Annotated in this window: 14 protein-coding genes and 1 pseudogene; 12 read left to right on the top strand and 3 right to left on the bottom strand. The window is 42.9% G+C overall.

The features are described from left to right. Nucleotide 1: 1 nt before the first annotated feature. From LMH66_RS12525 to LMH66_RS12470, 12 genes and pseudogenes are all read left to right on the top strand, one after another. On the top strand, nt 2–1567 hold the full coding sequence (locus LMH66_RS12525) for an HAL/PAL/TAL family ammonia-lyase (protein ID WP_229370447.1): 1566 nt from the start codon (nt 2–4) through the stop codon (nt 1565–1567). 1 nt (nt 1568) lies between these two features. Further along, nucleotides 1569–1994: pseudogene (locus LMH66_RS12520) on the top strand (acyl-CoA thioesterase); the annotation flags it as partial. Nucleotides 1995–2092: 98 nt separating this feature from the next. Next, a complete protein-coding gene (locus tag LMH66_RS12515) occupies nt 2093–2914 on the top strand; it encodes an outer membrane lipoprotein carrier protein LolA (RefSeq protein WP_229370445.1) in 822 nt (273 codons plus the stop codon). Beyond that, nucleotides 2914–5448: an MMPL family transporter gene (locus LMH66_RS12510; protein WP_229370443.1), complete on the top strand. Its 2535-nt coding sequence runs from the start codon at nt 2914–2916 to the stop codon at nt 5446–5448. The genes LMH66_RS12515 and LMH66_RS12510 overlap by 1 nt, the downstream gene beginning before the upstream one ends. Nucleotides 5449–5464: 16 nt before the next feature. Beyond that, the gene (locus LMH66_RS12505; RefSeq protein WP_229370499.1) at nt 5465–6739 is read left to right on the top strand and encodes an NAD(P)/FAD-dependent oxidoreductase; all 1275 of its coding nucleotides are present in this window, start codon (nt 5465–5467) and stop codon (nt 6737–6739) included. Between the two features lie 2 nt (nt 6740–6741). After that, nucleotides 6742–7323 (top strand): DUF3261 domain-containing protein, encoded by a 582-nt coding sequence (locus tag LMH66_RS12500; RefSeq protein ID WP_229370442.1) that lies wholly within the window; start codon nt 6742–6744, stop codon nt 7321–7323. Nucleotides 7324–7414: 91 nt separating this feature from the next. Further along, nucleotides 7415–8689 carry a beta-ketoacyl-[acyl-carrier-protein] synthase family protein gene (locus LMH66_RS12495; protein WP_229370441.1) on the top strand — a complete coding sequence of 425 codons (1275 nt, stop codon included), beginning with the start codon at nt 7415–7417 and terminating at the stop codon, nt 8687–8689. After that, nucleotides 8682–9167 carry a hotdog family protein gene (locus LMH66_RS12490; RefSeq protein ID WP_229370440.1) on the top strand — a complete coding sequence of 162 codons (486 nt, stop codon included), beginning with the start codon at nt 8682–8684 and terminating at the stop codon, nt 9165–9167. Before LMH66_RS12495 ends, LMH66_RS12490 begins: the two co-directional genes overlap by 8 nt. A gap of 71 nt (nt 9168–9238) precedes the next feature. Beyond that, on the top strand, nt 9239–9964 hold the full coding sequence (locus LMH66_RS12485) for a 3-ketoacyl-ACP reductase FabG2 (protein WP_229370497.1): 726 nt from the start codon (nt 9239–9241) through the stop codon (nt 9962–9964). Then, nucleotides 9961–11193: a beta-ketoacyl-ACP synthase gene (locus LMH66_RS12480; RefSeq protein WP_229370439.1), complete on the top strand. Its 1233-nt coding sequence runs from the start codon at nt 9961–9963 to the stop codon at nt 11191–11193. The genes LMH66_RS12485 and LMH66_RS12480 overlap by 4 nt, the downstream gene beginning before the upstream one ends. Nucleotides 11194–11234: 41 nt before the next feature. Continuing rightward, nucleotides 11235–11996 (top strand): hypothetical protein, encoded by a 762-nt coding sequence (locus LMH66_RS12475; protein WP_229370438.1) that lies wholly within the window; start codon nt 11235–11237, stop codon nt 11994–11996. Between the two features lie 299 nt (nt 11997–12295). Beyond that, nucleotides 12296–12658: a rhodanese-like domain-containing protein gene (locus tag LMH66_RS12470; protein ID WP_229370437.1), complete on the top strand. Its 363-nt coding sequence runs from the start codon at nt 12296–12298 to the stop codon at nt 12656–12658. Here the strand turns inward: LMH66_RS12470 and LMH66_RS12465 are convergent. Genes LMH66_RS12465 through LMH66_RS12455 form a run of 3 tightly spaced genes read right to left on the bottom strand, consistent with a single transcriptional unit; the run spans nt 12648 to nt 14191 of the window. After that, nucleotides 12648–13100 carry a thioesterase domain-containing protein gene (locus tag LMH66_RS12465; protein WP_229370436.1) on the bottom strand — a complete coding sequence of 151 codons (453 nt, stop codon included), beginning with the start codon at nt 13098–13100 and terminating at the stop codon, nt 12648–12650. The genes LMH66_RS12470 and LMH66_RS12465 overlap by 11 nt on opposite strands. Nucleotides 13101–13112: 12 nt before the next feature. Further along, nucleotides 13113–13577 (bottom strand): D-aminoacyl-tRNA deacylase, encoded by a 465-nt coding sequence (gene dtd / locus LMH66_RS12460; RefSeq protein WP_229370434.1) that lies wholly within the window; start codon nt 13575–13577, stop codon nt 13113–13115. Nucleotides 13578–13621: 44 nt separating this feature from the next. After that, the gene (locus tag LMH66_RS12455; RefSeq protein ID WP_102526782.1) at nt 13622–14191 is read right to left on the bottom strand and encodes a hypothetical protein; all 570 of its coding nucleotides are present in this window, start codon (nt 14189–14191) and stop codon (nt 13622–13624) included. Between the last annotated feature and the right edge of the window lie 92 nt (nt 14192–14283).

Here is a 14283-nt window from a genome sequence, read left to right as displayed (position 1 = left end):
CATGAGCCAATCGACTTCATTTTCAGCAACCCCAAATTTGGCAACGGTAAACTTCGGTCAACGATCTATTAGCCTTGAGCAAGTCGTCAGTGTCGCTAAAGGTGCGCCTGTAAAGTTAAATGAGACACCTGAATACCAAGAATACATTCAAAAAGGTGCTCGTTTTATCGATAGCTTATTAAACGAAGAAGGTGTGGTTTATGGCGTAACAACAGGTTATGGCGACTCATGTACTGTCACTGTTGGTTTGGATTTAGTCCATGAGTTACCGCTACATTTGTCCCGTTTTCATGGCTGCGGATTAGGTGATATTTTCTCGCCGATGCAATCTAGAGCCATTATGGCTTGTCGATTAAACTCACTCGCTGTGGGCAAATCAGGAGTGACTTATGAGTTACTTCAACGCATTGAATTATTACTTAACCTCGATATTACCCCTGTTATTCCTGAAGAAGGATCGGTAGGCGCAAGCGGTGACTTAACCCCGCTGTCATACTTAGCAGCGGTATTGATTGGCGAGCGAGATGTGGTTTATCAAGGCAAGCGCCGCGCTACAAAAGAGGTATACGCCGAGCTAAATATTGTGCCATTAACGCTGCGTCCTAAAGAAGGGTTAGCATTAATGAATGGCACCGCAGTGATGACCGCTTTAGCCTGTTTAGCTTACGATCGCGCTCAGTATTTAGCACGCTTATCCAGTCGCATAACTGCTATGGCATCGCTGACACTTAAAGGTAATTCAAATCACTTTGATGACATCTTATTTGATGCTAAACCGCACCCGGGGCAAAACCAAATTGCAGCTTGGATCCGTGAAGATTTAAACCATCACACCCACCCAAGAAACTCAGACCGATTACAAGATCGTTATTCGATTCGCTGTGCACCGCATATCATTGGTGTACTACAAGATGCATTGCCATTTATGCGTCAATTCATTGAAACCGAATTAAACAGCGCCAATGACAACCCAATTGTCGATGGCGAAGGTGAGCATATTCTTCATGGTGGTCACTTCTATGGTGGTCATATCGCATTTGTGATGGATTCAATGAAAAACACCGTCGCTAATCTTGCCGATTTAATCGATCGTCAAATGGCATTGGTGATGGACACCAAATTTAATAACGGCTTACCCGCTAACTTATCGGCAGCCGTTGGGGCAAGACAAGCGATTAACCACGGCTTTAAAGCGGTGCAAATTGGCGTGTCTGCTTGGACTGCTGAAGCATTAAAGAACACTATGCCAGCCAGTGTGTTTTCTCGCTCCACAGAGTGCCATAACCAAGATAAAGTCAGCATGGGCACTATTGCTGCACGTGACTGTATGCGTGTATTACAACTTACTGAACAAGTGGCTGCTGCCGCATTATTAGCGATGACACAGGGGATACACTTACGTATCGCCCAAAATGAATTAGCACAAGATTCATTAACACCATCGTTAGCTAAAACTGTTGCACAGGTCAGCGAAGACTTTGAGTTACTCACTGAAGATCGCCCACTGGAAGCGGTTTTACGTCAAACGGTCGAGAAAATTCAATTAGGTCAGTGGGAGGTTTGCTGATATGAAAGCCATTTTCAGCACCGAACTCGCTATGGTGGTGCCCTTTCATGATGTGGACTCAATGGGCATCACTTGGCATGGTAACTATTTACGCTATTTTGAAGTCGCTCGCTGTAAATTGCTCGATGAACTCGGTTATAACTACCGTCAAATGATGCACTCAGGTTACGCTTGGCCCATTGTGGATACTCAGCTTAAATATGTAAAAAGCAGTACCTTCGATCAGCACTTAATTGTGAATGCTGCCATTGTTGAGTGGGAAAATCGCCTGAGGATCAACTATCAAATTCGCGATGCTGAAACCGGCCAGCGAATAACAAAAGGCTATACCATCCAAGCAGCGGTAGAAATCGAAACCGAAGAATTGTGCTTTGTCACCCCAGCTGTATTTAGGCAGAAAATTTTACCGTTGTTGGCTGAGGGTGATGTAAAAAATGAATTAACTGCTGAACTTGCCAGTCATAGCCAAGAAGTAGCGCAAAATGCCACTACAAATGAAACCCTTATTAATAAGAGTGTCAGTTAATGAGAGCCTTACTTACCGCAATCATTGCTATAACGCTGCTTACTGGTACTGCGATAGCTCAACCAACTGCAGCCATTACAAGTCAAGATGAGACTGAGTCTGAGTCTGAAACTGAGTTATCCAACCTGCAGTTAGCTACGCTATTTACGACCCCAGCGACCGCAGCACAACTCAACACCTTAGCGCAGAACCTTCAGCTAGGTGAACAAGCTAAAGGTGAGTTTCAGCAAACACGTTCTCTTGCGGTACTTAAACGCCCACTTAAAAGCGCTGGTCAGTTTATTTTCAGTCAAAATATCGGCTTACTTTGGCAACAAACCTCTCCTTTTAATAGCACCTTATTACTGAAACAAAATACCCTGATTCAACAAGATAGCTTAGGCAATATCACTCAAAGCAAAGCCAATCACACCAGCGCTGCAATGGCTGAGCAGTTGCCGCAATTGATGCAAGCATTGTTAACGGGTGATCTTGATGTAATAGCTCAAGACTTTGCTTTGTTTATGCTTGAAGCGGCTAATGAAACATCAGATAACAACTCGGAAAACACTGACTGGCAACTGGGCTTAGTGGCAAAAGATCCATTAATTCAACAAGCCATTGGCGCAATGGTGTTAGAAGGTGGCAATGTTAATGGTAAGCAGCAAATTAATCGCCTTACTATGCTATCAAGCCTTCCCCAAAAACAAGCCAGTGCCACGACGGATAAAACCCTTATTCATTTTTCAAATGTCGTCCAAGAACTGACTGAAGAGGATGTGAAAAAGCTGACACTCTTGCCAGTCACAGCGACTGAAGATGTCGTTAGTGAAGCCAAGTAATGTCCAAACTGGCTAGTTGGTTTAACTCACCCAAACAAGCTGTTCCACGCTTTATCATCTGGTGCTTATTGATTGCGCTAGTGAGCGCTTATGGCGTTTTGCTATGGCAATCAGGCGCTAAAATTCAGAGTAACATTTTGGCTATGTTGCCAAAGCTTACTGAAACCCCATTAACCCAAAAAGCACTTGATAAGGTTGAGCAGCGCTTAGCAGATCAAGTCTATATTGGTCTATTAGCGGACAACAAGCAGCAAGCTATCAATGCTGCAACTCACTTAATCGAGCAGTTACAACAGTCACCCGATGTATTTACCGATATCCGCAGTGGCGAAAGTCAGCAGATGCAGACATTAAGTCAATATTACTTTGATAAGCGCTTTTTTTTACTGACCGATGAGCAATACGGGTTGCTTGCTGATACTGAACACTCTGCAGACTGGCAGCAATTATTACTCGCAGCTCAGCAGCAACTATACAGTAGCTTTGGCTATGCCAGCAGTGCATTGCTGACTCAGGACCCTTTACTGCTTTTTCCTGACAACCTCATTGCGCTCGCTCCGACACAAAAGCTCACGAGTGAACAGCATATTTTATTGAGTAAATCTGAGCAAAAATTTGTGGCTATCGTTATGGCAAAAGGCGTTAAAAGTGCCTTTAACCCTGATGGTCAGCAGCAACAAATGACCGTATTGAATGATGCTTTCAGCTCGCTCAAATCTGTTAATTCACAACACGCTCCCAATTCATACCGCGGTGATAATACCGATATTGAAGTCTTGAAAGCGGGAACCTTATTTCATGCGCAAGCGGCAACCGATTCCGCTAAGTTTGAAGTATCGACCATTGGCTCTTTGTCGTTACTCGGCGTGATGATATTAGTTTGGCTAGGGTTTAGAAGTGTGATGCCATTAGCGCTTGCCGTGCTGACCTTATCTAGTGGTTTCTTGTTTGCAGTGGTTGCCACCCTGTCTATATTTGGTGAATTACACTTGCTGACGCTGGTGTTTGGCACCAGTTTGATTGGCGTTGCCATTGACTATAGTTTTCACTTTTACTGTGAAAAGCTATTGTTAAATAAACCTAACGCCACAGCAGTCATCAATAGAATTTTACCTGCAATGACACTGGCTTTATTAACCAGCGCCATCGCCTTTATTGCGATCGGAATGACACCGTTTCCCGGTATGCAACAGGTGGCAATATTCTGCGCGGCAGGTCTATTGGGCGCATACTTAACGTTAGTCTTTGCCTATCCATTATTAGCTAACTCTCGACTCCCCACCTCATCGTTCTTGCTGGTTTGGGCTGAGCGGTATTTGCAATGGCTCACTAACGTTACGACTCACAGCGCACATACAAATTTGAAAATATCTGCGGTGGCATGTGTTATTGCTCTCTTCATTATTGGCGGGGTATCCACACTCAAAAGTAACGATGATATTCGTAACTTACAACAAAGCCCTGAACGGATTACCACTGAAGAGAATAAACTCAGACAAGTGCTAAGTGGCGGAACGGATAATCAATTTATCTTGGTCACGGCAAATGATGAACAAGCCTTACTCAACGAACTCGACAAAGCGTCAACCTTGCTATCTGATGCGGTTGTTGCCAACGAAATCAGTAGTTTTGTTAGCTTAAATCGTTACTTACCGAGTGTGGAGAAACAAAAGCAAAACTATCTCGCTTATCAGCAGTTATACCTCCATCATTTAGATGAGATTATTGACGCTCTTGGTTTAGATGAATCGCTTAAAGCAGAGTTGCTGAACCAGCTTTCCTTGAGCGAAAACCAGTTTATTTCTCCAGATTCTGTGCTCAATATTGCCAGCAATGATTTGGCCAGTTTGTGGTTAAGCCCTAACGCAGAAATGAGTACAACGACTCCTATAGCAGCTAATATAAGAGCCAATTTAAAAACGGATTCTCAAGCCAGTTCGAACAGTGAATCACATCAGTTTGGCAGCATTATTTTATTAGGCGGGATTAATGATTTATCCGCGCTCACCATTCGCGCAGAGCAAAGTGGTTTATCGGTTAACGTTATCGATAAAGTCGGCGAAATATCTAATCTAATGGCACAATTTAAGCAGCTGACCTTACAATTGCTGGTCTTAGTCTGCGTCGTCGCAATATTCATTTTTAGTGTTAAATTTGGCATAAAACTGGCCATCGGTATTGTATCTGTACCCGCGAGTTCGATACTGCTTACATTAGCTAGCCTTAGCGTCGTCGGCTCACCACTGAGCTTATTTCACGCATTAGCATTGATCCTCGTGTTAGGGATCGGCATTGATTACAGTTTGTTTTTTGCCTCGGTAAAATCAAGTTCTCCAGCTAAGGCAAGTGGCGTGATGATGGCAGTCTTGATGTCCGCCTGTTCAACCTTATTGGCTTTTGGCTTATTGACCTTTAGTCAAACCAATGCGATACATTATTTTGGCCTCACTTTATTGTTTGGCATTGGATTCACTTTTTTACTCGCCCCCTTGATAAGTATAATAACCAGAGAAGTAGTACATAATGGTAAATAACCCTGTAGGTTCCAGTATGGATGCACCAAAAGAGACACCGCGAGACATAAATATCGATGTCGTCATCATCGGCGCAGGGCCTTCAGGAGCCATTGCTGCAAGTTTACTTCATCAACAAGGCAAACAAGTGCTTGTACTTGAAAAGCAGCATTTCCCACGCTTTTCAATTGGCGAAAGTTTATTGCCTTATTGCATGCAGTTTATTGAACAGGCAGGCATGCTTGAGGCGGTTGAACAGGCAGGATTCCAATTCAAAAACGGCGCGGCATTTCGTCATAATGGCACTTACACCACTTTTGATTTTACCGAAAAATTTACTCAAGGCCCGGGAACGACATTCCAAGTTCAACGAGGACAATTTGATAAACTGCTCGCTGATACCGCAGTTTCACAAGGCGTTGAAATTCGTTATGGGCATCAGGTTAATGATATCGATTTAGGTCAAAATGCTTCATCTACGTCAATTTTAACAGTGACAGATGAGCACGATAGGGTTTATCACGTCACGGCCAAATATGTGCTGGATGCCAGTGGCTTTGGTCGAGTATTACCAAGGTTATTACACTTAGAAAAACCGTCTAATTTACCTGCTCGCAGTGCCATTTTCACCCATATCGAAGATAACATCACTGATGCTAGTTTTGATCGCGAGAAGATTCTCATCAGTGTTCACCCTAGTCAAAAAGATATCTGGTATTGGCTTATCCCATTTAGTGATGGACGTTGTTCAGTCGGTGTTGTTGCTGAGCCTCATTTAATTGAGCATTGCCAAGGCGATCTTGAAGAACAGTTATGGCAACTACTCAACGAAGAACCCGGCTTAAAAGCTCTACTGAGCAATGCCAAAGTATTGCAGCCTTGCGCCAGTTTAAAAGGTTATTCGGCCAATGTATCAACCTTAGCGACTTCGCAGTTTGCACTATTAGGTAATGCTGGAGAATTTTTAGACCCGGTATTTTCATCAGGTGTGACGATTGCCATGCAGTCAGCATCAATGGCTGTTGAGACCTTAATCAAACAACTTGATGGCAATGAAGTCGATTGGCAACAAGAATACGCCAAGCCATTAATGCAAGGTGTGAATACCTTCCGCACCTATGTTCAAGCTTGGTACGATGGTCGTTTTCAGGATGTCATTTTTTATGACGACCCAAACCCAACCATAAAACAAATGATTTGCTCTATCTTGGCAGGCTATGCTTGGGATACAAACAATCCGTTTGTAAAAGACTCTGAGCGTCGACTCAATATGATTGTCGACCTGTGTCGCGACCACAATAAAGCGAGTTAATTATGTCTCGAATCATTGCTTTTTCGATTGTCATTATGGCCATGTTTGTTTCTGGTTGTAGTCAACAATTACAGCGTCAAACTTGCGTTAAACTGACACCAGAAGTGAATTATTGCCTTGCACCTATGCTGCAATCGCCAACCAATAATGAACAACTGCTCAGCCAAAAAATCAGTTTTACTCATGGTGAAAAACACCACGAATTACTGACTCAATTGGAACTTAACTCAACCCAAATGACTTTGGTGGGTCTTGCGCCAATAGGCCAGGCTTTATTCACAGTGACCTTTGATGGTGATGAGGTCATCAGTCAGCAAAACGTGCTTATGGGTGAGGATTTTAAGGCAGAGTATTTGATGGCGATCATGCAGCTGATATATTGGCCTCATGAGCAAGTTAATCCGTACTTTAATCAAGGTGAAATGCATGATATCGATTGCACTAAGCAGCGCTGTAGTGCACTTATAGTCAATGACCAGCAAGCCATCACTATTGATTACTCTAATACGAATCCTTGGCTTGCTGAGGTAATATTGCATTTCCCAGCCGCAAATATCACCTTATCGATATCGCCCTTATTATGATGAAAATGGTAAAAACGAAACAGGTTATAATCAATATGCTTGTAACCAAAGTGAATATTAACCATCACCAACAAGATAAAAGCCAATGACGATGAGCCGTTCCATAGCAATTACACAAATTGGACTATGTACTCCATTAGGCCAAACTCCTGAATCTGTATTAGCACATTTACTTGCTGGTAATACTGATTTTATGGTGCCGCGTGATGAGTTAATGTTTAATGCAACCACTCGCGTAGGTGCAATCAAAGACACTGACTTGTTGGCGATACCCGAAAGGCTTGCGCAGTATAATTGCCGAAACAACCGATTATTGTTCACAGCTGCAATTCAGTTAAAACAGAACATTGAGCAAGCCAAAAGACGATTTGGTCACGATAGAATAGGCATTGTACTTGGTACCAGTACATCAGGTATTTCAAAAGGCGAAGCGGCGCTTGATTATCATCAGCAAAACGGTCATTTCCCATCGAGCTTTCATTACGCCCAACAAGAACTTGGTAGCACCAGTGACTTTTTACGCCAACTCTTTGAGCTAACAGGCCCTTGCTATACCGTTTCAACAGCATGCTCTTCTAGCACCAAAGTATTTGCCAGCGCCCAACGATTACTTAATGCTGATTTATGCGATGTCGTCATTGTCGGTGGCGTTGATAGCTTATGCCAATTAACATTAAATGGATTTAATTCCCTTGAGTCTGTTTCTAAAGGCCTATGTAACCCTTTCAGCCAAAATCGAGATGGGATTAATATTGGCGAAGGTGCAGCGTTATTCCTACTGCAAAAAGCGAATACCCTAGATAGTCAGCCTGAGGTGATACTTGCTGGTATCGGCGAGTCCTCTGATGCACACCATATTTCAGCGCCGCACCCTCAAGGTTTAGGCGCGATTGCAGCAATGAAAGCTGCACTTAATGATGCCGATATCAATGCAAGCCAAGTGTCATACGTCAATTTACATGGCACAGCGACCCCTAAGAATGATGCGATGGAGTCAGTCGCCATGCATCAAGTGTTTGCTGGCGAAATAACAAATACTATTTCTAACACGAGTACTCAAAATACAATCCCTCTATGCAGCTCGACCAAGCCTTTAACGGGTCATTGTTTGGGTGCTGCTGGCGCCATTGAAGCAGCATTTTGCTATTTATTATTAAGCTCATTCAACCAAGATCAATTACTGCCTCTCCACGTATGGGATAAGCAACAAGATCCAAACGATCCAATATTACCTCTTGTTGAGTCAGCACCTTTAAATGGTACGGTTCAGTCAAAGCCACTGAATTATATTATGAGTAACTCATTTGCTTTTGGTGGCAGTAATGCCAGTATCATTTTCGCGAAAGCAGGAAACCAAGATGTCTGAAAATATTGCAGATAACACTTTACTAGCAAAAAACATTGCTGAGTTTGTGCCCCACAGAGCACCGATGATCTTGATAGATAGAGTCATTCAACACCAGCAAGACAGCCTTATCACCGAAGTGGTAATTACCCCACAAAGTGCTTACTTTAACCACGCTATTAATGGCGTTCCCAATTATGTCGGCATTGAATATATGGCGCAAAGTATTGCTGCATTAGCCGGTGTTGAAGCCCACTTAAGAGATGATAAAATTCGAGTCGGTTTTTTATTAGGCACACGTAAATTAGTCATGCATCAGCCACAATTTACACTAGGCGAAAAGTATCGAATTAGCGTGACAAGGTTATATCAAGAAGACTCTGGTTTAGCGGTATTTGATTGCCAAATATTAGCGGGTGACACGGTTATCGCCTCAGCCAATGTTAACGTATTTCAACCCCAAGATACCCAAGCGTACATACAAGACAATCAAGTGTAGCCAAGCATAGCCGCTTGCGCAGAACAATCACAACAAGCTGGTGCTGCACTTTTGGAGAAAACATGACAGCAATGAATAACAGAGTTTTAGTCACAGGCTCAAGCCGCGGAATAGGTAAAGCCATCGCGTTAAAATTGGCCTCTCAAGGTTTTGATATCGCAGTTCACTACCACAGTAATGTGAATGCTGCAGAGCAGACCCAAGCTGAAATTCAGGCCCTTGGCGTTAATGCCAGTTTGATTGCTTTTGATGTTGCAGACAGACAAGCCGCTAAAGCACAAATTGAACAAGATATTGCCCAGAATGGGGCTTATTACGGCGTGATCTTAAACGCTGGGATAACCAAAGACACCGCATTTCCTGCAATGACAGAAGATGAATGGGACAGCGTGATCCATACTAACCTCGACGGATTTTATAACGTTATTCAACCCACTATTATGCCCATGATCCAAGCTAGAAATGGTGGCAGAATTATTACTATGGCTTCTGTTTCAGGGATTGCTGGTAATCGTGGTCAAGTAAACTATAGCGCCTCTAAAGCTGGGCTTATTGGCGCAACAAAAGCACTCTCACTTGAGCTTGCTAAGCGTAAAATTACCGTTAACTGTATTGCACCAGGTTTAATTGAAACCGATATGGTAAGTGACTTCCCTAAAGATATAGTTAACCAAATTGTGCCAATGCGCCGTATGGGTAAAGTCAATGAAATAGCAGGGCTGGCTAACTTCTTAATGTCTGATGATGCAGCTTATATTACTCGCCAAGTGATCTCAGTTAATGGAGGCATGATATGAGCAATAGAGTCGTTATTACTGGCATCGGCGGCGTTTCAGCACTAGGCCATGATTGGCCAACGATTGCTCAGCGATTACAGCAAAAATATAACTGCGTTGTCACTATGACGGAGTGGGATAAATACCCTTCGCTCAATACTCGCCTTGCAGCACCTGTCACTGATTTTGAACAGCCAAAGCATTATTCACGTAAAAAAATTCGCTCTATGGGGCGAGTGTCCATTATGGCAACACGCGCCAGCGAAATCGCCCTTGAAGATGCAGGTCTGCTAGGTGACCCGGTGGTATCTTCTGGTGACATGGGCATTGCCTACGGTTCATCAACTGGGAGCACTGAGCCCATTATTGGTTTTGGCGATATGCTAAAAAACGGTGATATGTCGGGTATCAATGCCACCAGCTATATTCGTATGATGGCGCATACGACAGCGGTAAATGTCGGGGTGTTTTTTGGCCTTAAAGGCCGCGTTCACACCACCAGCAGTGCATGCACATCAGGTAGCCAAGCAATAGGTTATGCCTATGAAGCCATTAAATTTGGTCAACAGACCTTAATGCTAGCAGGTGGTGGTGAAGAGCTTTGTCCCACTGAAGCGGTAGTGTTTGACACCTTATTTGCCACCAGCACTAAGAACGATGAACCTCAATCCACTCCGAGACCCTTTGATAGTCAACGAGACGGTTTAGTGATCGGCGAAGGCGCTTGTACCTTAGTCTTGGAAGAGCTTGAGCACGCAAAATCTCGAGGCGCCACCATCTATGCTGAACTCGTTGGTTTTGGCACTAACTCTGATGGCTTGCACATTACACAGCCTAATTCCGACACCATGGAAGTGGCTATTCGTCTTGCACTAAAAAATGCCGATGTTGATGCTGAAAAAATTGGCTATGTTAACGCTCACGGCACCGCCACCGACCGTGGTGATATTGCAGAGTCAAAAGCCACTTATGCAGTATTTGGTGAACACACACCAATTTCATCACTTAAAAGCTATACAGGGCATACCCTCGGCGCATGTGGTGCACTAGAAGCTTGGGTCAGTATTGAGATGATGAATGCAGGCTGGTTTGCTCCAAGTCTTAACCTTGATCAAGTGGACCCAGAGTGTGCACCGCTTGATTATATTAAGGACGACGTCCGACCGATTAACACCGACTATGTCATGAGCAATAATTTTGCTTTTGGCGGGATTAATACTTCATTGATTTTTAAACGTTGGCAGGCATAATTGCCTGCAATTACCTCAACTATCATTCATAAGGATATGTAATGAACTCTGCTATCAAGGCACTCATTTTAAACACGCTGATTATTATTAGTCTCTTACTTCTCAGCCCAGTCACATTTGCGAAAAGCTATACAACGGAAGAATACCAACAAATCTTTGCTGGGGACGATACCTACAAGCAAGAACAAGCCATTGAGTCGATGATTTTAGTGGGTCTTGAAGATCCTGAAATCTATAAAACCATTCAATCGAAAATTGAAACTCTTGTACCAACAGCCACCGATAAATACTCCATTGATAATATCGCTTGGTTAACAAAAGGCTTAGGTTATTCAGGCGACCCACAATATCGAGAGTTTCTAACTAACCTCTCTGAAGGCGACGCCCATAAGAAAATCAGAAAATACGCTAAACGCGCGGTTAATGATTTAAATAAATTTGAAATTTGGAATGTCATTCTGCAAGACAAAACAGGTTATGACGACAGCCAACCTCACCGCCAAAATGTATACGCAGCAGCACTTCGTGGTGATGATTTAGAGTTAATGCGACTAACAGCTAAACGTATTGCCAGTGAGTATATATTTGACGATTACATGCTTGAACAGCTCGTTAAGCAATTAAAACCAATGCGCTTAATGGATGACAGTAAGCTTGCTATTGATACTTATGCCTGGGTAACTCGCGCACTAGCAAGCTCAGGCAACGAAAAATATAAACCTGTTGTTGAAGCGGTATCACAAACTGCAGAACAGAAAAAACTGAGAAAGTACGCCACTAAATATTTAAGAAAATATTACTAGCGCCCTTATGACAAATCGCTACAGCATCAATAAATGCTGTAGCGATAAAACTGATCTACCCTACTGCCTGCTGCTTACTCACTACTCAACTTTCCCGCGATAAACAGCCCCCTTTAAGTCAACTTGCTAATTGTTCTACCGACACCAATAGCTTGAAGCAATTATTTCAGGCTTGATTTAAACACTTTATTAGAATAATCTTATTGAGATAAATCTTATAGAAATGAATTTTATAGAGATAAGTTTTATAGATAGTCAATAAACGATTCGTAGAGTTAACATTAGCAGGTGGGTTCATCATGACAGACGCAACTATAGTTTCAGACCATAGCAATTTATCAACCGCTGCAACAAAACTAGCAGGTAAACAAGAAACAGATATTTGCTGGCAGCTCGTTAAACAAGGCGCGCCGTTAATTGATGTTAGAAACCCTGATGAATTTGCTTTAGATCACTTGCCTAATGCCATCAATGTTCCATTAACAGAGCTTGCTCAATGGTTGCGCGCGCATAAAGCAAAACAACAACAATTTGTTGTATATTGTGGTGCAGGCATTCGGGCACAAAAGGGCTGTGATATTTTTGAAGCTGAAGGGTTTAGCTGCGCTGTAAATGCCGGTGCAATGAAAGACTTACTGTGTTGTGAGTCACTTAATAACTAACATAAAGACCAGTAAAAGTTGCACAGAGTTTATCTGCGCAATGTAGCTGAACCTCTAGTGTCACTTTCACTTTGCCGCCTGTTTTTAATGCATCAAGTGATGCTGATTCAGGCCAAGTGACACTGACTTGAGGCGCTTGAGTAATAGGCGCGATATAGCGGATATGGGCATCGGCTAAGACGATGTTACCTTCAACCCCATGGACTCGTTGCTGCAGCCACAACATTCCCCAACCCGTTAACGTCATCAGAGTATAAATACTGCCAGCAAACATCGTTTGATGTAGGTTAATATTGGGTGCTATCGGTGCTGTGCAGGAAAATTGATCACCATCAAAATGAACGGGGGTCACTTGCATAAACTGACTCACAGGAATGGTTTGGTGCCATGTCTGCTGTAGCTCAAGCAATAATCTTGCTGTCATTGTTGAGTCAGTTTTCATCGATTAAACCTGTTACACCTGCAAGTTAAAAGTCACTGGGCCATCATTAAGTAGTTCAACTTTCATATTGGCGCCAAATGAGCCCGTTTGCGTTGTTACGCCTTGTTCACGGCAAAAGGCGATAAACGCTTGGTATAATTCATTTGCTTGCTCGGGTGTAGCAGCACTGGAGAAACTTGGGCGTAAACCGCGACCGGTATCGGCAGCCAAGGTAAATTGAGAAACGACTAATAACTCTCCGTCAACTTGTTGAAGGTTAAGGTTCATTTTGTCATTTTCATCATTAAAAATGCGGTAGCCGATAACTTTTTTAGCTAACTTGCGCATTTTTTCAAGGTCATCATCTTTCTCGACCCCAAGCAGCACTAATAAGCCTTTATTAATACTACCTGTAACTTGCTCAGCCTGTTCGGGATCTTCGCCTTCAGCGGCAATAGTGACACTGGCATGTGCCACCCTTTGGATTAATCCAATCAATGCTATGTCCTAATTTACGGGATCTATGAACACATTCTACAATATTAAGCGCCTGCGTCAGGCTTAATAACAGGAATTGGCTTAATCAAATCCTCTGAACCTTTTGGCAGTGATTTACCCACTTGCTTAAGGCCTTCATCGGTCCACAACATGAAACGACGTAATTCTTCTAACTCAATTGAATCGACAAATGTAGCTGCACCTTGCACTTGGATCACGCCGCCATTCTCGCGAATAACAAACTTAGCAAAGTTCAGTTTTTGGTTTAATGATCCAATCAATACAAGCAGTTCTTTACTGCCATGTAATTGCGGATGAACAGCAAATAAGCGATTAGTTAAAATTCTATCTACGCCTTGCTCACTCATGCTTGGCTGTAACACAAATTGATTATCACCAAACTGGACAGCCACGCTGGTTGGGCTGAGTTTGGTGGCTAAATAGCTTGATTTCAATAATGCGTTATACAATTCATCAGTGGCTTGCTGATCTGTCATACCTGCCATATTAATCATTGTAGGGGCAGCATTGGTTGCACTTTCTGTTGTTGAATTGTCGGTTGCAGCACAAGCTGTTAAACCTAATACACATGCCGCAATAAGCAATTTTTTCATTTTCGTTCCTTGTAAGTACTTCCGGTATAACCTCATGATGAAGTCATAGCCAATATTTTATTATTATTTACCACTTGGATAGCAATATACCG

Source organism: Shewanella sp. 10N.7, from assembly GCF_020806285.1.
Lineage (GTDB): Bacteria > Pseudomonadota > Gammaproteobacteria > Enterobacterales > Shewanellaceae > Shewanella > Shewanella electrodiphila.
The sequence above is the reverse complement of the archived record's forward strand: the minus strand, read 5'-3'. Positions and strand labels throughout refer to the sequence as shown.

Bases quoted from the DNA above. Each gene is read 5' to 3' on its own strand.
- LMH66_RS12525 (WP_229370447.1), top strand. From the start codon at position 2: ATGAGCCAATCGACTTCATTTTCAGCAACCCCAAATTTGGCAACGGTA.
- LMH66_RS12515 (WP_229370445.1), top strand. From the start codon at position 2,093: ATGAGAGCCTTACTTACCGCAATCATTGCTATAACGCTGCTTACTGGT.
- LMH66_RS12510 (WP_229370443.1), top strand. From the start codon at position 2,914: ATGTCCAAACTGGCTAGTTGGTTTAACTCACCCAAACAAGCTGTTCCA.
- LMH66_RS12505 (WP_229370499.1), top strand. From the start codon at position 5,465: ATGGATGCACCAAAAGAGACACCGCGAGACATAAATATCGATGTCGTC.
- LMH66_RS12500 (WP_229370442.1), top strand. From the start codon at position 6,742: ATGTCTCGAATCATTGCTTTTTCGATTGTCATTATGGCCATGTTTGTT.
- LMH66_RS12495 (WP_229370441.1), top strand. From the start codon at position 7,415: ATGAGCCGTTCCATAGCAATTACACAAATTGGACTATGTACTCCATTA.
- LMH66_RS12490 (WP_229370440.1), top strand. From the start codon at position 8,682: ATGTCTGAAAATATTGCAGATAACACTTTACTAGCAAAAAACATTGCT.
- LMH66_RS12485 (WP_229370497.1), top strand. From the start codon at position 9,239: ATGAATAACAGAGTTTTAGTCACAGGCTCAAGCCGCGGAATAGGTAAA.
- LMH66_RS12480 (WP_229370439.1), top strand. From the start codon at position 9,961: ATGAGCAATAGAGTCGTTATTACTGGCATCGGCGGCGTTTCAGCACTA.
- LMH66_RS12475 (WP_229370438.1), top strand. From the start codon at position 11,235: ATGAACTCTGCTATCAAGGCACTCATTTTAAACACGCTGATTATTATT.
- LMH66_RS12470 (WP_229370437.1), top strand. From the start codon at position 12,296: ATGACAGACGCAACTATAGTTTCAGACCATAGCAATTTATCAACCGCT.
- LMH66_RS12465 (WP_229370436.1), bottom strand. From the start codon at position 13,100: ATGAAAACTGACTCAACAATGACAGCAAGATTATTGCTTGAGCTACAG.
- LMH66_RS12455 (WP_102526782.1), bottom strand. From the start codon at position 14,191: ATGAAAAAATTGCTTATTGCGGCATGTGTATTAGGTTTAACAGCTTGT.